This window comes from Paenarthrobacter nitroguajacolicus (assembly GCF_029952445.1).
Classification (GTDB): domain Bacteria; phylum Actinomycetota; class Actinomycetes; order Actinomycetales; family Micrococcaceae; genus Arthrobacter; species Arthrobacter nitroguajacolicus_B.
Map to the genome: position 1 here is coordinate 21,072 of NZ_JAQPPK010000030.1, position 18,985 is coordinate 40,056.

At 63.4% G+C, this 18,985-nt stretch carries 17 protein-coding genes; 9 read left to right on the forward strand and 8 right to left on the reverse strand.

What is annotated here, in order from left to right:
• Nucleotide 1 precedes the first annotated feature (1 nt).
• Entirely contained in the window at nt 2-772 is a 771-nt protein-coding gene (gene purQ, locus PJL15_RS18715; RefSeq protein WP_281452636.1) for a phosphoribosylformylglycinamidine synthase subunit PurQ, read from the forward strand.
• Complete coding sequence (gene purL, locus PJL15_RS18720; protein WP_281452637.1) at nt 769-3,078, forward strand: phosphoribosylformylglycinamidine synthase subunit PurL; 2,310 nt, start codon at nt 769-771, stop codon at nt 3,076-3,078. The genes purQ and purL overlap by 4 nt, the downstream gene beginning before the upstream one ends.
• Nucleotides 3,079-3,104: 26 nt before the next feature.
• Here the strand turns inward: purL and PJL15_RS18725 are convergent, their stop codons facing one another.
• From PJL15_RS18725 to PJL15_RS18750, 6 genes are all read right to left on the reverse strand, one after another.
• A complete protein-coding gene (locus PJL15_RS18725; protein WP_281452638.1) occupies nt 3,105-4,559 on the reverse strand; it encodes a putative bifunctional diguanylate cyclase/phosphodiesterase in 1,455 nt (484 codons plus the stop codon).
• On the reverse strand, nt 4,556-5,059 hold the full coding sequence (locus PJL15_RS18730) for a hypothetical protein (RefSeq protein WP_281452639.1): 504 nt from the start codon (nt 5,057-5,059) through the stop codon (nt 4,556-4,558). Before PJL15_RS18730 ends, PJL15_RS18725 begins: the two co-directional genes overlap by 4 nt.
• Nucleotides 5,056-6,240 (reverse strand): GGDEF domain-containing protein, encoded by a 1,185-nt coding sequence (locus PJL15_RS18735; RefSeq protein WP_281452640.1) that lies wholly within the window; start codon nt 6,238-6,240, stop codon nt 5,056-5,058. The genes PJL15_RS18730 and PJL15_RS18735 overlap by 4 nt, the downstream gene beginning before the upstream one ends.
• A 104-nt stretch (nt 6,241-6,344) precedes the next feature.
• Nucleotides 6,345-8,318, reverse strand: coding sequence for a glycosyltransferase (locus PJL15_RS18740; protein WP_281452641.1), 1,974 nt, complete (start codon nt 8,316-8,318; stop codon nt 6,345-6,347).
• Entirely contained in the window at nt 8,315-9,955 is a 1,641-nt protein-coding gene (locus tag PJL15_RS18745; RefSeq protein WP_281452642.1) for an ArnT family glycosyltransferase, read from the reverse strand. Before PJL15_RS18745 ends, PJL15_RS18740 begins: the two co-directional genes overlap by 4 nt.
• Nucleotides 9,945-11,918 (reverse strand): cellulose biosynthesis cyclic di-GMP-binding regulatory protein BcsB, encoded by a 1,974-nt coding sequence (locus tag PJL15_RS18750; protein ID WP_281452643.1) that lies wholly within the window; start codon nt 11,916-11,918, stop codon nt 9,945-9,947. Before PJL15_RS18750 ends, PJL15_RS18745 begins: the two co-directional genes overlap by 11 nt.
• 205 nt (nt 11,919-12,123) lie before the next feature.
• Between PJL15_RS18750 and PJL15_RS18755 the strand changes: the two genes are divergently transcribed.
• Nucleotides 12,124-12,417 (forward strand): DUF503 domain-containing protein, encoded by a 294-nt coding sequence (locus PJL15_RS18755; RefSeq protein ID WP_281452644.1) that lies wholly within the window; start codon nt 12,124-12,126, stop codon nt 12,415-12,417.
• Between the two features lie 13 nt (nt 12,418-12,430).
• Here the strand turns inward: PJL15_RS18755 and PJL15_RS18760 are convergent, their stop codons facing one another.
• Nucleotides 12,431-13,072, reverse strand: a complete 642-nt coding sequence (locus PJL15_RS18760) for a GntR family transcriptional regulator (RefSeq protein WP_281452645.1) — start codon at nt 13,070-13,072, stop codon at nt 12,431-12,433.
• A 188-nt stretch (nt 13,073-13,260) separates the two neighbouring features.
• On the opposite strand from PJL15_RS18760, the gene PJL15_RS18765 reads away from it, so the two are divergent.
• Genes PJL15_RS18765 through PJL15_RS18790 form a run of 6 tightly spaced genes read left to right on the forward strand, consistent with a single transcriptional unit; the run spans nt 13,261 to nt 18,553 of the window.
• Nucleotides 13,261-14,646 (forward strand): MFS transporter, encoded by a 1,386-nt coding sequence (locus PJL15_RS18765; protein ID WP_281452646.1) that lies wholly within the window; start codon nt 13,261-13,263, stop codon nt 14,644-14,646.
• Nucleotides 14,643-15,437: a carbon-nitrogen family hydrolase gene (locus PJL15_RS18770; RefSeq protein ID WP_281452647.1), complete on the forward strand. Its 795-nt coding sequence runs from the start codon at nt 14,643-14,645 to the stop codon at nt 15,435-15,437. Before PJL15_RS18765 ends, PJL15_RS18770 begins: the two co-directional genes overlap by 4 nt.
• A gap of 9 nt (nt 15,438-15,446) precedes the next feature.
• The gene (locus PJL15_RS18775; protein WP_281452648.1) at nt 15,447-16,166 is read left to right on the forward strand and encodes a DUF2848 family protein; all 720 of its coding nucleotides are present in this window, start codon (nt 15,447-15,449) and stop codon (nt 16,164-16,166) included.
• Nucleotides 16,166-17,638 (forward strand): 4-hydroxyphenylacetate 3-hydroxylase family protein, encoded by a 1,473-nt coding sequence (locus PJL15_RS18780; protein WP_281452649.1) that lies wholly within the window; start codon nt 16,166-16,168, stop codon nt 17,636-17,638. The genes PJL15_RS18775 and PJL15_RS18780 overlap by 1 nt, the downstream gene beginning before the upstream one ends.
• A 2-nt stretch (nt 17,639-17,640) precedes the next feature.
• Entirely contained in the window at nt 17,641-18,027 is a 387-nt protein-coding gene (locus PJL15_RS18785; protein ID WP_281452650.1) for a cupin domain-containing protein, read from the forward strand.
• Nucleotide 18,028: 1 nt separating this feature from the next.
• Nucleotides 18,029-18,553: a flavin reductase family protein gene (locus tag PJL15_RS18790; protein WP_281452651.1), complete on the forward strand. Its 525-nt coding sequence runs from the start codon at nt 18,029-18,031 to the stop codon at nt 18,551-18,553.
• An 82-nt stretch (nt 18,554-18,635) separates the two neighbouring features.
• Here PJL15_RS18790 and PJL15_RS18795 read toward each other — a convergent pair whose 3' ends face one another.
• Nucleotides 18,636-18,959, reverse strand: a complete 324-nt coding sequence (locus PJL15_RS18795; RefSeq protein WP_281452652.1) for a putative quinol monooxygenase — start codon at nt 18,957-18,959, stop codon at nt 18,636-18,638.
• Between the last annotated feature and the right edge of the window lie 26 nt (nt 18,960-18,985).

Below are 18,985 nucleotides of genomic sequence, written 5' to 3' on the forward strand. Positions count from 1 at the left end.
TATGACTTCGATCCCCCTGATTGGCGAGGCTGTGGCGGTCGCCGCAGAGCCCCGCTTGGCCGGCGCCAAAATCGGCGTCGTGACGTTCCCCGGAACCTTGGACGACCGCGACGCCGCCCGTGCAGTGCGTCTTGCAGGTGGCACGGCGGTTCCGCTGTGGCACGCTGACTCCGAACTGGGCGATGTTGACGCTGTCATCATCCCCGGCGGTTTCTCCTACGGCGACTACCTCCGCGCAGGTGCCATTTCGCGTTTTGCGCCTCTGATGTCCAAGATCATCGACGCCGCCAACTCCGACGCCAAGCTGCCCGTCCTGGGCATCTGCAACGGTTTCCAGATCCTGACCGAGTCGCACCTGCTGCCCGGTTCCATGATCAAGAACGACCACCTGAAGTTCATCTGCCGGGACCAGACGCTGCGCGTGGAAAACGCCAACACTGCCTGGACCGTGGATTACACCAACGGCCAGGAAATCATCGTGCCGTTGAAGAACCAGGACGGCCAGTACATCGCCGACGAGAAGACCCTGGATGCCCTTGAGGCTGAAGGCCGCGTGGTGTTCCGCTACGTGGGCTTCAACCCGAACGGCTCCCGCCGCGACATCGCCGGCATTTCCAACGCCGCCGGCAACGTGGTGGGCCTCATGCCGCACCCCGAGCACGCAGTGGAGGCTGGCTTTGGTCCCGAGTCGCTAGATGGAGCTCCCCGCGACACCGACGGCCTCGGTTTCTTCACCTCCGTTTTGACCAAGATTGTGGGAGGCGACAAGTGACCACGGAAACCACCAAGAAGTTCAACATCGACACCGTTGAGCACGCTGCCAAGACCCCGGACACGGAACTTCCGTGGGCCGAGCTGGGCCTGAAGAGGAACGAATTCGACGAGATCGTCAAGGTCCTTGGCCGCCGCCCTACCGGTGCCGAGCTGGCCATGTACTCCGTCATGTGGAGCGAGCACTGCTCCTACAAGTCCTCCAAGAACCACCTCCGCCAGTTCGGCGAGAAGGTCACCGAGGAAATGAAGAAGGACATGTTGGTGGGCATCGGCGAAAACGCCGGCGTCACCAACCTGGGCGACGGCTGGGCCGTGACGTTCAAGATCGAGTCCCACAACTCGCCGTCGTTCGTTGAGCCTTACCAAGGTGCAGCGACCGGCATCGGCGGCATCGTCCGCGACATTATCTCCATGGGTGCCCGCCCGGTTGCCGTGATGGACCCGTTGCGCTTCGGCGCGATCGACCACCCGGACACCGCCCGCGTCATGCACGGCGCCGTTGCCGGCATCGGTGGCTACGGCAACTGCCTCGGCCTGCCGAACATCGGCGGCGAAATGGTGTTCGACTCCGTTTACCAGGGCAACCCGCTGGTGAACGCCCTGGCCGTGGGCGTCATGCGACACGAGGACATCCGCCTGGCCAACGCCTCCGGCAAGGGCAACAAGGTTGTCCTGTTCGGTGCACGCACCGGTGGCGACGGAATCGGCGGCGCTTCGGTGCTCGCCTCCGAGTCCTTCGACGACACCAAGCCGTCCAAGCGCCCGGCCGTCCAGGTGGGCGACCCCTTCGCTGAGAAGGTCCTCATCGAGTGCTGCCTCGAGCTCTTCAAGGGCTCGCTGGTTGAAGGAATCCAGGACCTCGGCGCGGCAGGCATTTCCTGCGCAACGTCCGAGCTCGCCTCCAACGGTGACGGTGGCATGGAGGTTGAACTGACCTCCGTCCTGCTGCGCGACCCGACACTGACCCCGGGCGAGATCCTCATGTCCGAGTCGCAGGAACGCATGATGGCCGTGGTAACCCCGGAGAACATCGAAGCGTTCGAAGCCGTCATGGACAAGTGGGCCGTGGAGTACTCCTGGTTGGGTGAAGTGACCGACACCGGTCGCCTCATCATCACCTGGGAAGGCGAAGTAATCGTCGACGTCGATCCCCGCACCGTTGCGCACGACGGCCCGGTCTACGACCGCCCGTTCGCCCGCCCGGAGTGGCAGGATTCGGTGCAGGCCAACTCCTTCACCGGTTCCGTCGAGGATGCAGGCCGCCCGTCGGCACCCACCGAACTGGCTGCGGCTGTCACCGAACTCGTGGCATCGCCGAACATGTGCAGCAAGTCCTGGATCACCAAGCAGTACGACCGCTACGTTGGCGGCAACACTGCCATGGCGTTCCCGGACGACGCCGGCGTGGTCCGCGTTGACGAGGAAACCGGCCTGGGCGTTGCCCTGGCCACCGACGCCAACGGCCGTTACACCTACCTGGAGCCGTACCAGGGTGCGCAGCTTGCGCTGGCCGAGGCCTACCGCAACGTCGCCACTTCCGGCGCTGTTCCCATGGCTGTCAGCGACTGCCTGAACTTCGGTTCCCCTGAAGACCCGGATGTCATGTGGCAGCTGGCCGAAGCCATCCGTGGCCTCTCGGACGCCTGCATGGAACTCGGCATCCCGGTCACCGGCGGCAACGTGTCCCTGTACAACCAGACCGGCACCACGCCGATCCACCCCTCCCCTGTTGTGGCAGTCCTGGGCAAGCTCGACGACGTCGCCCGCCGTACGCCGTCGGGCTGGCGCGAAGATGGCCAGGCCATCTACCTGCTGGGTACCACGGCAGCTGAGCTGGACGGTTCGGAGTGGTCCAACCTGCGTGGACACCTGGGCGGCCTGCCGCCGAAGGTCGATCTCGCAGCGGAGCGTGAACTGGGCCAGATCCTGATCAACGCTTCCCGCGACGGCATGGTTGATGCTGCGCACGACCTCTCCGAAGGTGGCCTCGCGGCAGCGCTCGTTGAGTCCTCGTTGCGCTACGGCGTCGGCGCCCGCATCGCCCTTGAAGAACTTATGGAACGTGACGGCGTGGACCTGTTCACTGCCCTGTTCTCCGAGTCCCAGGCCCGGGCCATCGTGTCCGTGCCGCGCTCGGAGGAAGTCCGGTTCAAGGACATGTGCACCGCCCGCGGCTTCGCCCACCTCCGGATCGGCGTTGTTGACGCTGCCGGTGGAAAGCTGGAGATCAACGGCGTGGACGAGCTCTCGCTGGACGCCCTGCGCGAAGCACACGAAGGTACCCTGCCGAAGTACTTCGGCTGATCCTCACCACGTAAAACAACGCGGGGTCACTTATGGCCGGTAAATCCCTCTGGGATGGGCCATAAGTGACCCCGCGTTGCTTTTAAGCGGGCCAGGAAGTCAGCCTCGGGCAACGGCCTGCCAAAGAAGTACCCTTGGCCACTGGTGCAGCCAATGCTGCGGAGAAGTTCGGCTTCCTGGGCTGTCTCGATGCCCTCCCAAACGCCTTCCAGCCCGCAGGAGCGGATCACCTGCTGGATGGCCGCCAGGAACTCAAGCTGCGAGGGATCCTTCCCCAGGTCCTTCACGAACTGCCGGTCCACTTTCACCCGGTCCACCGGAAGTTTGCGCAGGTAGCCCATCGAGGAATAGCCGGCGCCGAAATCGTCGATCTCCAGGCCCACGCCGAGCCTGCGCAGGCTCATCAGGGTGTACCGGTCAAGCTCGTTGTTCTGGATGATCGCGCCTTCGGTCAGCTCCAGGACCAGCGAATCCGGGGACAAACCTTCCGCCAGGAGCACATCGCGGACGTCGTCCACGAATTCCAGGCTTTGCAGGTCGGCAGCAGAAACGTTGATGCGCATGGAGAAGACTGTCTGCTGCGTAGCGGGATCGTCACGCCACTGCCTGAGCTGCCGCATGGCAGTCCGCAGGACCCACCTGCCCAGTTCCGCGATCAACCCCGTGGCCTCAGCCACGGGAATGAACTGGTCCGGCATGATGAGGCCGTGTACCGGATGGTTCCAGCGAACCAGTGCCTCGCAACCCTCGATGTTTCCGGTGGCGAGCTCCACGATCGGCTGGTAGTAAAGGACCAGCTGATCAGCACGGATCCCCTCCCGGAGGTCGCCCACGATCTGCCGCTGGAGCTGACGGGAGTGCAGGGTCACGGGGTCGAACAGTTTGAGCTTGCTCCGGCCTTCGCTTTTGGACTCCTCGACGGCGAAATCGGCTTCCTGGAGCAGGTCCTCCAAGGTGTGATGCGGCTCGGCAATCCGCAGGCCTATGCTCGCGGCGCACTGGACGCTGTTGTTGCCGAGGTCGATGTTGGGTTCCAGCGCCGCCAGGATGCGGTTCCCGACGGCGGTGGCCCGGTTTTTGGGGGTGGCGGGCATCAGAACGGCAAATTCGTCGCCACCCAGGCGGGTAACGACGTCGTCCTCCCGGACTGCCGAGCGGATGCGCATGGCGACGGTAACCAGGATCTGATCCGCTGCGGCGTGGCCGGCAGAGCTCTTCAGTGACTTGAATCCGTCAAGATTCAAAAGGAGCAGTGCCGGCGGCGATGAGCCGTTCGCGGCGGCCTCCATGGCCTGCGTAAAGGCGCCGGCCAAAGCGAGCCGGTTGCCGACGCCGGTCAGGGCATCAGTGAGGGAATCGTGGCGCTGTTCGTTCCGGACGCGGTGCAGTTCCTCCATGAGTGCCCGGACCTGCCGCTCCAGGCCCCGTATTCGTGGGTCGTCATCAGTGGACACAAGCCTGTGTGGCTTGGTGCTGGTCACGATTCATCCAGGCTGCGCAACGTCATGTCCGCCACGGCCTGGGGCTTGGGTACAGCATTGCGGTGCTCGTCCAGGAACAAGCGATAGGAAGCGATATCCAGCCGGCCGTCAGGCTTTGCAATGGTGCCCATGCGGTAAACGTGGGTGATCCACGTTCCGCCCAGGATGGCTTCGATCCAAGCATCGCATTCAGCCAGCGGAAGGTGGACCCGTGTGCCGGTGTTGCGTCGGTGGCCGGCGATGGACACTGTGATGCAACTGCCCAGGAGGCCTTTGTCAGCCGTAAACCAGGCGAGTCCTTCGACGTCGGCCACGATCGTCAGGTTCGCGTTTCCATCCTCAACGGACTGCACAGGGCCCATCCGGACAGAGCGCCGGTCCGCATTCAGGGACGTGGCTGTTCCGGCTTTGTACGGCGCACTCGTGATGTCCCGCCTGAACACGGACAGCTCCTGGTTGTGCTGGACCTGGATCCTGGTGGTCAGTTCGTTAAGGGTCATGATCTTGCCTCATCCGCGATAATGGCCGCCTCGAGGCGGTCGGCTCCTACAATCCGGTTTCTTCCTTGTGCTTTGGCACTGTAAAGCGCTGCGTCCGCTACCTCGATCATGAAGTTCAGATCGGCACCAGTTGAGATGCTGGACGTCACTCCATAGCTGATGGTGGGGAACGGAACACCATCCGGGGTGCGCATGTCCGAGATTCGTCGACTGATTTCGAGGGCGATACTCTCGGCCCGCTCCTGCGTGGCCCCGGGCAGGAAGAGGATGAATTCCTCTCCGCCGTAGCGCCCAATGAGGTCAGTGGACCTGACCGATGCAACACAGGCGCCCGCGAAAGCCTTCAAGGCCTCATCTCCGGCGCCGTGCCCGTATTCGTCATTGACTGCCTTGAAGTGGTCCAGGTCTGCCAGCACCACGGCAGCGCCCGATCCCGTGGAGTGCAGGCGGTTGAGTTCGCTGGTGGCCAGTTCGAGGAAGGTTCCGCGGTTGAGCAGGCCGGTCAGGTGGTCCCGGGCGGCGCGCTCCTTCAGTCCCTTGATGAGTTGGTCGCTGGTCAGGGCAGTCATGCTGAAGGACACAGTCACCAACAGCACCAGGGAAACCAGGCCGGATGGCCCGGGCCCGAAATAGCTCCGGAAGGTGTCGCTGGCCGGCCCTTCAAGTGTGTAGACCGTCCAGCGGCCCAAGTAGTAGGTACCCAACAGGCCTGCGGCCAATGACAACGCTTTGTGGACCTGGGAGTGCGAAGCCTTGATCAGCCAAAGATCCCGCGCAGCCAGTGCTATGCCGGCGGTCATCATGGCCAAGTACACGAACCCGCCGGACCAGACATTCGTTGCGGGGCTTTCAAGGACGGACGCTACGGCAGTGATTGCCGGGCCCGCGGCCAATTGCCACCCCGCGGTCTTGAGTCCCCGCAAGGAACGGGCGCCGGCCCAAACGCTGAATGCCCCCGCCACCACCAGGACGTTTCCGGCAGGATTCGCCCATTGCTGGTGGGAGGTTCCGTTGAAAAGGAAAGCTGCGTTGCCCGCCATGAATTCCAGCAGGGCCAGGCTCCACCAGCCGGCATACGGCGAGCGCGTGCGGTGGAAGGAGGTACAGAACAACGCCAGGAGGGTCACTGTGACCACACCCAGGGCGACCCTTACCGAAAACGAATCGAGCACCGTGTCCAACCCCCTCAGCTGGTCATCCTTCGGCTTTGGATTCAGTGTGGCGCCGGTTACTCAACCTCTGTGCGGCATTTGCTCAAGATTGGCTCAAGATCAGGTGCGGTTCCTCACCCAACCCAGTGGCCGTCGTCGTGGTATTCCGCTTCCAGCCCGTGCGGTGTCTTCTCCCATTTGTGGGGACTGGTGAGCATCTGCCAGGCCGCGCGCCATGCCGCCACCGAATGCAGGACCCAGTAGAACGGGTTCAGCAGTGCGAAGATCGCGATTCTCCACCCGTGCCGGCGGAAGGTGGCGATGCCGGAGACGATGATCATCATGGCGTTTCCGAACAGCATGGACACCACCCCTCCGACCAGCAACCACTCCGGCAACACCAGCCCGACGATTTCGTAGCCGATGTAGGTCACCACCGTGAAGCCCACCACCAGCGGATAGGCCAGGAAAGCCAGCGGTGTCCCGAGGATGAGGCCGAGGAAGCCAACGGTTCCGGCCACGCCCGTGCTCTTCATGTACCTGAGGGAGTTCCTGGTATTCACCGCAGAGGTGATCATGTAGCCCTTGATCCAACGGGTACGTTGCTTGATCCAGGCCGGAACCTGCGAACAGGCCTCCTCCCACGTGGTGGAGTCGATGACGCCCACCCGGTACCCGTCCACGGCCGCCCTGAGTCCCAGATCCGCGTCTTCGGTGACGTTCCACGGATCCCACGCGCCCACTTCTTTGAGGAGGGCCGTGACGAAGTGGTTGGAGGTGCCACCAAGGGGCAGGGGAATGCCGGAGTTGTCCAGGCCGGGGAGCATCGAATCGAACCAGTGCGTGTATTCGATGGTGAACATGCGGGTGAGCACGTTCTGGTCCGCGTTGAAGTAATTCAGCGCGGCCTGGACGCAAATGAGGGGTTTGCGGCCGGGATTCAGGTGCTGCCGCTCGAATTCGTCGTGTCTGAAGGCGGCAATGGATGCCCGCAGCTGCCCCGGATCGGGACGGTCCTCGGCGTCGTAGATCACCACGTACTCCCCCCGGGCGAACGTCAGTCCGTAATTGCACGCCCTGGGCTTGGTCTGCGGCTCACCCCTGGGAACAATCAGGATCCGAACGTACTCCGGTGGTTTGGAGGCCTTGGCAGCGGCGATCGTCTCGGCGTCGTCTTCCTCCAGGAGGACAAGGACATCCAGCTTGGACCGGGGGTAGTCCAGTTGCCCGAGGTTGGTCAACAGTTTGTCGATGATGTTGGCTTCACGGAACACGGGAACCAGGATGGTGTAGATGGGCAGTTCGGAATCGGGGATCCGTTCAGCTGCCACCGGCGGTAGGCCACGTCCTGCCCGCTCTTTGTTCCTTGCACGGTCCACTGCTGCCTGGTGCAGTTTGTCGAACGGCCCGCGGAGGCTCGCCAGCGATTTGAACCCGATGCTGATAAGGAAAACGACATTCGCGGCGGTCAGCAGAACGATGATCGCCGTGAGCGGAGAGATTACGAACCCCACCATGACCGCTGCAACCAGGACCACTGGAAGGTACCGCTGCCACGGCGTCAACGCGACGCGTGCCGAGTCCCCCGGCCTTTCTTCGGCCAGGCGTTCGGCGGATTCATACAGAAGGTGGCGCCGGAAGGACCGTTGGATGGACTGGTTGATGTCCCAGTCCGTAGTGGTGCGGAATTCGACGTCGGTAGCTCCAAACTTTTCAGCCGCTTCCTCTGCCATTCGCACCGACGGAGCAACGGCGGTGGCAACGGTCAGGACACCGCCTTCGCTGCGCCACGGCAACCATTGCGGTTCCCCGAGCTCGCCGAAGGTGAGTTGCTCCATCAGCTCGTCGTCGGCAGGCTCGGCCACCAGGTCCACCAGCGGGGCTTCCCACTGTTGCGCCAGGACTTCATAAATCCGACGGCGGTCCAGGCCGGCTTCCAGGATCAGGTGCCGTCCCAGCAATCCGCCTTCGCTCGCGGCACGGTTCAGCGCACGCCGCAGCTGTTCCGGGGTGACAAGGCCCGCGGCCAGGAGCGTCTGCCCGATCGACTGCCGGTTGAACTGGCCGTTGATCCTGCTGAGCCCGTTGGGAGGGGTAGAGGGGGTCATGAATCGGAGGACCTTTCATAGATCCGGTGCGTGGGCGTAGAGAAGGCGACGGAGTAGCGCATGCCGAATGATGGGTTCTTGAGGATCGCTTGGTACACGAGGTCGGTAGGCCCGGAATCCCTTGCCCCCGCGCCTGCCTCGACGTTGACGAACACCCATTTGGCGTACTTGGCCGGATCATCCAGGGCCGGAGCGAAGTAGTCACCGGAGGCCCGGTTGTAGATTTCCTTGAGCGGGATGCCCATCACGGGTAGCACGGCGTTTCCCCGGGCACTCTCGTCCATCAGGATCCCACCGGATTCGTAGTGCTGGTTCAGCCACCGGGCGGCGGCTGTGGAGTTGGTGGTGGATTCGGCGGACATCCGCCCCTCCGCCAGGACCGCTAGCCTGCCGGTGGGATCGGCGTTCCACCACGCGTTCTGCACCACCAGTGCTGCCAGCAGGGCACCGAGCAGCAACGGACGGAGCCAGCGCAACCGGAGCCTGGCCAGTTCCTGCACGAACACAGCCGCCAGGATGGCCACCAGGGGCAGCGCCGTAAGTGCGAAGCGGTTGTTCCACCACGTAGTGGGAAGCGAATGGTCGTTGTTGATGGCAGTCTGGCCCAGGAAGAGGCTCAGCAGCGCAAAAGCGTAAGCGCTGCCGGTCACCGCCACCAGCAGGGTGCTGTTGGCGAAGCCCCTCCTGAAGACCAGCACGACGGCGCCGCACGCCGCCGCGGCGAGGACCACCAGCCCGGAGGTCTCCAGCAGCGACCAGTGAAAAATAGACAATGTCAGTCCGAGGTTGCCCTTGGTAGGCAACAGTCCGCCGTCGGTGATGTTCTTCTGCTGCGCGAAAGCGGAGTACTGACCGAACATGAACTCGAGCGGGTTGCCATAGATGGCCCAGTTGTAGGAAAGCCACCACAGCACCGCCGCAGCCGGGATCATGACGTAACCACCGGCCATGGTGAAGGCCTCGCGCCATTGGGACGTGCGTCGTTTGGAGACGACCAGCACGAACAGCGTCCCCGTCATCACCAGCGCCCACCCCTCATAGCGGGACAAGACGGCCGCCGCCGACGGGATGCCCGCGAAGACTGCCAGCTCGCCGGCGCTCATCCGGCGCCGGCTGGTGGCCCAGTGCGCCAGTCCGGCCATGCCACCCACGATGCACATGATCAGCACGGGCTCGGTCAAAGCCGTGGTGTAAACGTAGAGGACCGCCGGATTGGCAAGGACAACCAGCGTGGTGGCGAGGCGGCCGGCCCTGCCCAAACCGAGACGGGCAGCGATCAGGTAAAGCCCCGTTGCCGTGCCGGACAGCGCGAGGATGCCCAACAGGCCAGCGGCCCAGCCCGTGCTGAACAGCCACATGTTCACCACGAACGGTGCCAGCAGGAGGTGCGGCACCGGCAGCCACACCGTGCCGAGCTGCTCAAAGCCGGGGGCTTTGCTGTCGAAAATGCGCCGGGCGATGGTCAGGTGGCTTTGGGCATCGGAGTAGTCCAGGTTGGTGCCGTGGCCAATGGTGTAGAGGCAGGCGAGATAGCCCACCACCGCGGCCACGGCAGCCACAATCCTGGCGCCGGGGACCTTTCGGCCCTCCACCGGGGCGCCGAGCCGTTCCCAAGCTGCGGCGAGGCTACTTACCATGTTCCGAGGAACCGCTTGCCTTCTGTTCAGCGTCCACGTAAGCCTGTGCTTCCTTGGCTCGCCGGCGCATAAGGATGGTCCGGGCTGCAAACGCGAGGCCCAGCACCAGCACCGCAGCTCCGATCCACCAGGCGTAGGGACGGTAGTCGTCGGTGACAGCCTTTTGCGGAACCACCACGTTGCTTTCCAACAAGACCGGCGTTCCTGAGGGCTGGGTGACCAGCAGGTTCCGGGACAGCGACGCCCAGCCGCCCTCAACGCCACTGATGTGGTCGGCCAATGAGGACTGCAATGTGGCTGCAGCATTGTCACCTTCCGGCGCCCAAGCACCCAGGAGCAGCAGATCGCGGCCACCTTGTTCGAACGCCTCCAGGACCCCGAACGGCGCCGACGTGCCCACCCCGTATTCGACGTCGTCCGGGGCTATGGTGCGGAACTCCGCCAACCGCAGGGGTGCCGAGAGCTTGTTGGCCACCTCGCCGGTGGCGCCCACCACCAGCCCGGATTCGCTGGAGCCGGCCAAAGTATCGAGGCCCACCAGACGGGCGTCCAAAAGTGTGGCACTTTCCCGCTGCAGCGAAGCCATCAACGTGGCCGCATTGACCGTGTTGGCCTGCGCGTTGCCGTCACCGAAAGCCACGGGAACGCCCTGCCCCAAGGCTTGTGGGAACCGTGCAAAACCGGCCTTCAGGGATCCACCCCGGGCTGCCGTCAACGTGCTGCCCGCAGTGTCCACCGTTACCTCCATGGGCATCACACCGGCAGGTCCGTCGCAATCCCCGCCCACGGGAAGGGCAGCGAGCCGGATCCGGAGGCCATTGTTGGCCTGCAGCTGCCCGGCAGGTACCTCGGCGTCCACCGAAAAGCTGTCACCGCCGTCGAGATTTTTTGAACTGAGCAGGTAATCGTTCCAGAAGACCGAAAGCTGGGCCTGCGCGTTGTTCGGGACGGCCGTGTGCGTCCCTTTGAGCTGGACCTTCACCGACTGGACGGGGCCGCCGAACTGCGACTGGCTCACGCCCACGTACGACTCCGGGGTCCCGTAGCCGGAGAGTTTCAGCGTCTTGCTGCCGAGGTCCTGGAGGCTTTGCTGCAATCCCGGCGATGCAGGCAGAGCGGACGTCAGCCCGGTCACGGAAGAGGTCACGGCGAGCGCGGTCTTGTCGCTGGCGAGGGCACGTGCGGCGGTGCGGAGTTGTTCGTCGTGGCCGCTGAGGACGAGCTGCGGGAGGCCGGCCGCGGTGGCCAGTTTGGTACCGGCCTCGCCTTGGTCGCCAACCACGCTGAGGATCCGGCTTCCCGGCGGAAGGCTCGCTGCGGTGGCGGCGAGTCCGGCTTCCGGAACCACGCTGACGGACGCCTCCGGGTAGCGCTGCGACATCGCTGCGGAGGCCACCATGATGGCCGCCGAAACATCCGCGCCCGGATCCGCGGGGACGGGAAGCACGACGGCGGGCACGGACACCGGGAAGAAACCGCCGACCGTGGTGGGAACCTCTGGAGTTCCGGAGAAGTCGACTGCCAGGTTGTTGAGCGTGGCCGTCGCGTTGGCCAGGACACACATAGTCTGTGTAGCCGGGATGAATTGCAGTCCGACCGTCAACTGTTGGTTGACAACGTCCGCGCTGCTGACGGCCTGGTCCAGTGCGACAGTGGCTGCTGCGTTGGCTTCGAGGATTACCCTGCCGTTGACTGTTGCGCGGACCGTCCCTTCCGGCTTTCCGGTGACCACAATGCTGCCCCTGATCCGGCTCGGTTCCAGCCCCGCGGTTACCGGCACCACAACTGTTTGCTCGGTTTGGCCGGCCATGGCCGAAACACTCGACGATGCCCGTACCACCGCTCCCTGCGAGGGTTCGGCGGCGGCCATCGGTGCGGTGAGGGCGGAAACCGCCAGGGTTGCGGCGCAGGCAATCAGGGCGGCTGCGGTACGGGGTCGGGCTCTGGCAGGGTATTGGGTCACGATGTCAGTCCTGGGTAACTAGCAGCGGATGAGTCACGGGCCTGTTTAGGCCAACCTCATAGACACTGCCGGGCCGAACTCAAGACCCCTTGCTGCGTTCGCTCAAGATTCCGTCAAGACGTGAAGCAACGCGGGGTCACTTATGGCCCATAAAAGCCCCTGACATGGGCCTTAAGTGACCCCGCGTTGCTGTTGAATGGGGTGTATGTGGATCGGGTGGATCGAATTCGACGTCCTTTTGGGCGATATTCATAGCCTCAAGGAAAAGCGTTCCTTGGTGCGGCCTTTGGTCGCTGAACTCAAACGGCGCTTCGAGGTTTCGGCGGCCGAGACCGGCTTCCAGGACCAGTACCGGCGTGCACTGATAGGCGCCGCTTTGGTGGCCCCGGATCACGCCCACCTTCAGCAAATGCTCGACGCCGTTGAACGGTTCGTGGCTGCCAGGCCTGAGTTTGAGCTACTCAGCGCCCGGCAGCGGGAGCTGCACAGCGAAGACTAGTAGCCGATGACGGCTAGTATCCGATGACGGCCCAGCGGGTGGAGTCCAAGTGGGCGTCGATCGCATCGTGCGCCGCCTCGAGGCTCCGGCTGCGCAGGGCGTCCACGATCAACTGGTGCTCGCGCAGTACGTCCTCGGCACGGTCGGTGCCTTGACTGACTGCCTTGACGCCAATCCTGAGTTGCTTCTGCCTGAGCGAAGCGTAGAAGTCGGCCAGGACAGGATTTCCCCCTGCCCGGACCATGAGGGTGTGGAACTCTGTGTCCAACTCGATGAACCTCGCGGCATCGGCTTTGGCATCGAGCTGCTGGTCAATGATGTGTTGGAAGGCATCGATTTGCGCAACCGGCATTGTCGCCACTGCCGAGACAGCCCACTTTTCCACCACTGACCTGGCCTGCAGGATGGCCCGCACCTCGGGATCGGAGATCGGCGGCACAAACGCACCCTTGTGGGGGATGCGCTTCACGAAACCTTCAGCTTCGAGGCGCAACAAGGCTTCCCTCACCGGCGTACGGGAGGTACCTGTGGTCTTGGCCAGTACGGCCTCGTTGAGGAAAGTTTCTTCCTCCCGCGGCAGCGCTGCGATGTAGCTTTTCATCCACTGGTAGGCCACTTCGGGCTGCGACTGTGCAGCGGGGGTCATCTGGATCATGCAGAGCCTTTCTCGCGAAGCCCAGTATACGAGCTACGTTCTGCATTCACTATAGACAGGTTGTATACAACTCGTCTACAGTGATGTTCCAGTGATTCAACTCACTGAATTGGAACCCCTCATCTCCGTTGGAGACGGGCCCCTCCCTCCCCCAGGAAGCCCCGTCTCCACCCGCAAAGGATCCCCACATGACCGATTTGAAGAAAGCCGAGCTAAGGCAGCAGAAGCACTCCAGCCTGCCTGTGGTTGCTGCATCGAGCCTCGCCGGCACCGCCGTTGAGTGGTACGACTTCTTTCTCTACGGCACGGCCGCTGCGCTGGTATTCAACAAGCTCTTCTTCCCCACTGACGATCCCCTTGTCGGCACCATGCTGGCACTGGGAACGTTCGCTGCCGGCTTCCTCGCCCGTCCCCTTGGCGCAATTGTCCTGGGGCACCTTGGCGACAAACACGGGCGCCGCGCCACCTTGGTGGCCAGCCTGATGCTTATGGGCGTCGCAACGACGCTTATTGCCTTCATCCCTTCGTACGCAGCCATCGGCATCGCAGCACCGTTGCTGCTGCTGTTGCTGCGGCTGATCCAAGGATTCGCACTCGGCGGCGAATGGGGCGGAGCCGTCCTCCTGGTCTCCGAGCACAGCAATGACAGCTCGCGGCGCGCATTCTGGTCATCCTGGCCGAACATGGGTCCGCCCCTGGGCAACCTCATGGCCGCAGGCGTCCTCGCCATCCTCGCCGCTACCCTGCCGGAGAGCGAGTTCCTGGCATGGGGTTGGCGCATAGCCTTCGGACTGTCCGCACTGCTGGTTATTATTGGCCTGGTCCTCCGCCTGTACGTGCAGGAAACCCCGCTGTTCAAGGAAGCACAGCGCAAGCGCGAGGCCCAGGCCGGCACGGAACGCAAAATGCCTCTGGCCATCCTTTTCCGCCGCAACTGGCGCGAAATCCTCATCGCCACCGGAAGTCGGATGGGCGAAAACGCGGGCTTCTACATCTACTCGCTGTTCATCATCACGTACGTCACCCAGATCATGGGGCTGCAACGGCAGACCGGACTGACCGCAGTCATGATCGGCCAGGCGGTGGCCGTCGTCGCAATTCCCGTCCTCGCCTTGTACGCGGACCGGGTGGGCCGGAAGCCCATCATGATCGGAGCTTCGATCGCCACGGTGGTGTGGGCGTTCGCGTTCTTCGCCTTGCTCAACACTGGCCAGGCGTGGGGCATCATCGCGGCGGCCGTCGGAGGCCTGTTGATCTTCGCCGCGTACAGCTCGGTGATCGGCGCCTTCTTCTCCGAGTTGTTCCCCACCGATGTCCGGTACAGCGGCACTTCCGTGGCCTACAACCTGGCCTCGCTGATAGCCGGTTCGCTGTCTCCCATCATCGCCCTGGCGCTGTACAGCGCCTTCGGCACCGGCTACGCCATCGGCATCTACCTCGCAGGAATGGGCCTGATCTCCATGGTCTCCGTGATGTTCGCCAAAGAGACCAAGGGACTCAAGCTCAGTGATTTGGATGAGCCGAGCGCCGAGCCCACCGCCGAGTTCGCCAACATAGACAAGGAACAAGCATGAAAATCGCACTGGTCCAGGTGGCCAGCCCGGACGCCGAAACCCGCGAGGACCGGATCGACCGCGTCGAGAAGATCCTCCGCAGCATCAACGGCGCTGAGCTGATCGTCCTGCCGGAACTGTGGAGTGCAGGCTACTTCCACTTCGATGACTATGCGGCGCTGGCCGAAACGCTGGATGGGCCCACCGTTTCCATGTGCTCCAGGGTGGCGGCGGAGCTGGGCGTCCATCTTCACCTCGGCAGCATCATCGAGGCCGGCGAAGGCGGGCAACTCAGCAACACGTCTATCTTGCTGGGCCCGGATGGCAGCGTGGTCCACACGTACCGCAAGATCCACGTATTCGGATACAAATCAAAGGAGGCCGAGCTCCTGACGGCCGGGACGTCACTGCCCGTGGCCGCACTCCCGTTCGGGGCCACCGCAGGAATCACGTGCTACGACCTTCGTTTCCCCGGCTTGTGGATGGAGCTCAGCACCCGTGGAGCGGAAATCGTGATCGTCCCGGCGGCCTGGCCGGCAGCCCGACGTGAACACTGGCGCCTGCTCAGCACCGCCCGGGCCTTGGAACACCAGATCTTCGTGGTGGCCTGCAACGCTGCCGGCACCCAGGAAGGCGTTGAGCTCGGGGGCCACAGCAGGGTGGTGGATCCGGCCGGCAAGGTAATCGCTGAAGCCGACGCCGGGGAGTCGGTCCTCATGGTGGACATCGATCCCGCCCAGGTCAGCACGGTCCGCAACGAGTTCCCCGTGATCAACGATCGCCTGGCCAGCTACCAAACTCTGACCGTCTAAGGAAACCCCATGGAAATACAGCAAATACAGCAAACAACACGGCAAGTCCCGCTCACTTTCAGGGTGGTCGGTACAGGGAACAGTGCCGGCACGGACAAAACAATCACGCTCACGGACTTCCACGCAGTGGTGGCCGGTTACACAGGCCGCGATCCGGAAGCAGTGCAGCACCACATCGACGAGCTGGCGGCCATCGGCGTGGCACCGCCTCCTGAGGTTCCAATGTTCTATCGCATGGACTCGGACCTCTTCGAGACCTCCGGTGAGCATGACACCAGCCAGAACCTGACCTCCGGCGAAATCGAACCGCTGTACATCCGCCACGATGGCAAGTTCTACCTCGGCATCGGCTCGGACCACACGGACCGTGACATTGAAGCCCGGGACATCGGCGATTCCAAGCGTGCTTGCCCCAAACCCGTCGCCGGTGAGGTGATCGCCGTCGAAAACCTGGAGGGACTCGACCTCGACAACTGCACCGCGCGCTCCTGGGTGGACGGCGAGCTGTACCAGGAAGGTCCGCTGAGCGGCCTGCGCAAGCCGGCCGACGTCGTCGAGCGTCTCTTGGCGCGAACCGATATTGGCGACGCCGACTTCATGTGCCTCGGCGGCACCCTGCCGCTGCTGAAGGGAAAGTTCGTGGATGGAACTTCCTGGAAGTTGGAGCTCTCATTCCCGAATGGGACCACCATTGAACATAACTACAAAATCAAGAAAGGCTCACTCTGATGAGGACCGGAAAAGAGTACCTGAAGTCCCTGAACGACGGTCGGACAGTGATCCTCGACGGCGAGGTGGTGGGCAACGTGCTGGAACACCCGGCCTTCGCCAAGGTTGCCCACACCATGTCCGAACTGTTCGACATCGCAGCCGATCCTGCCAACGGCATGCAGTTCCACTCCGAGGAAATCGACGGACCCGCCAACCGCACGTTCGCGGCTCCACGCACGCAGGAAGAACTCGTCCTCCGCCGCCAGGCAATCGAAAAGTGGGCCAAGCACACCCACGGCTGGGTGGGCCGCAGCCCAGACCACGTCGGTACATTCTTTGCCGCTTTCGGCTCCCACCCCGAGGTCTTCAAGGACGAGAACAGGGACTTCGCCGGCAATGTGGAGCGGTACTACAAGAAGATCCTGTCCGAAAACCTCTACCTCTCCTACGCGATCATTCCCCCTCAGGTCTCCCGCGCAACCACAGCGTCAGGGTGGGAGGGCGAGTACTTGCAGGTCGGCGTCGTGCGTGAAACCGAGGAGGGCATCATCGTCCGCGGTTCGCAGATGCTCGCAACCGGCGCCGCGATCGCCGACGAAGTCTTTGTCACCTGCATCAAGCCGCTGGGCCCGGACGACGTGGACTTCGCCGTCAGCTTCGCCATCCCCGTGTCGACGGACGGCCTGAAGCTCTACTGCCGCCGCCCGTTCGCCCCCGCTGCCACCAGCGATTTCGACTACCCCCTCACCAGCCACTACGACGAACCCGACGCCCTGGTGGTCTTTGACGACGTCCTCATTCCGTGGGACCGCGTGTTCATCGACCGGAACATCGACACCCTCCGCCGCCAGTTCTTCGAGACCGGCGCGCACGCCCTGGGCAACTGGCAGGCGCAGATCCGCTTCTCCACCAAGTTGAAGTTCATCGCCTCCGTGGCCCGCAAGGTCACACAGGTGAACGGCACGGACAAGATCCCCGGCGTGCAGGAAAAGCTTGGTGAGCTGGCGGCGATTGTCCAGTCGGTTGAATCCGCCGTCCTCGCTGCGGAATATACGGCAACAACGGACGACGCCGGCATGAGGGTTCCCGGGAAAGCCGCACTCTACGGGGCCATGGGCCTGCAGTCCGAGACCTACCCACGGGTGATTTCTATCCTGCGGGACCTGGTGGGCGGCGGCGTGCTGCAGTTGCCCTCGAGCGTCGCGGACATGACCAGCAGCGTGACCCGGCCGGACATGGAACGCTATGTGCAGTCCCCCGGCGTCGCCAGTGAGGAACGGGTCAAGCTGTTCAAGCTGGCCTGGGACATCATCGGTTCCGAATTTGCCGGACGTCACCAACAGTACGAAATGTTCTATGCCGGTGCACCCTTCGTGGTCCGCGGCGCCTACACCTACCGGAACTACGGCTACGACGCACTGGTCGCCGAACTGGACACGTTCCTCGGTTCCTACAGCATCAACAGCAGCACCGAGTCGGAAGGGATCTAGCCATGGCAAAACCCGAATTCGAATTCACGCCCGTTTCTTCCGTGGACTTCGCACCCTGCAACCCGCACATCGAGGGCCTGTCCGAGGCCATACTTGCCCGAGATTCGGACAACGACTCCGTCACCCGCATCCTGAAGTTCGAGCCAGGAACGGACACCTCCCCCAACGGCGTCCTGACCCACGATTTCTGGGAAGAGGTCTTCATTTTCGAGGGCTCGTTCGTCGACCAACGCCTGGGAAGGACATTCAAGGCCGGCGACTGGGCCACCCGTCCGCCGGGCATGGAACACGGTCCGTGGGTTTCGGAGAACGGCGCCAAGATGTTCGAAGTCCGTTACTACACGGATTCCGTACCAGCAGATTCCGTCCAAGCAGACCGGAGCAACTGAAATGAGCCTCGCACCGCTTTTCACGGTTCCCGATGCCATGGGGATGCGCCGTGCCATGGGCCGCTTCCTCACAGGCGTCGCCGTCGTGACCACCAAGCACGAGGACGAGCTTTACGGTATGACCATCAGTTCGCTCACGTCCATCAGCCTGGAGCCGCCCATCCTGATGATTTCGCTGAACTTCGGCACACGGACGGGCGAGGCCCTGCTGGAGAGTGGCAAGTTCGCGGTTTCCATCCTCGGCTCCAAGCAGGAATCGATTGCCCGGCGGTTCGCGGTGCGGGGCGGTGACCGGTTCGGTGAAGGAGACTTTGACGTGACCGACAACGGCCTGCCGGTGATCAAGGGCGCCCTCGCCCAGGCGGACTGCACGGTTGTGCAAACATACGACGTCGGCGATCACCAGGTCTTCTTCGGCCAGGTCACCACTTGCCGGGACCGGGACGGCGAAGTGCTGGCGTTCAAGGCAGGCCGCTTCGGTTCCTTCAGCGACTTCGGTCACGCCGAGATTCCCTGGATGTTCTAGCCTCCCCTGGAAGCAACGCGGGGTCACTTATGGCCCATAAATCCCCTCGGGATGGGCCATAAGTGACCCCGCGTTGCTTTTTTCAGGAGGCGATGGTCAGCTCACCCATACGGTCCCAGCCACTGCCTTCAATCTGGCGGCTGATGATGTGGGGCGTCTCTGCGAGGGCCTGCGGCATGTCGGCCATGGCCTTCTTGAAGTGCTCACTGTTCACGTGGGCCTCGGCGGCATCGTCCTGGAAGGCCTCCACCAGGACGAACTCGTTGGGGTTGTCCACACTGCGCGACCAATCGAACCAGAGGTTGCCCGGCTCCTTGCGCGTGCTCTCGGTGAAATCGGCTACGAGGTCCAGCCAGCGATCGGACCAGTCGGGCTTGACGTTGAACTTGACCACAATAAAGATCACGGTTGCTGCCTTTCGTTGCACTACGG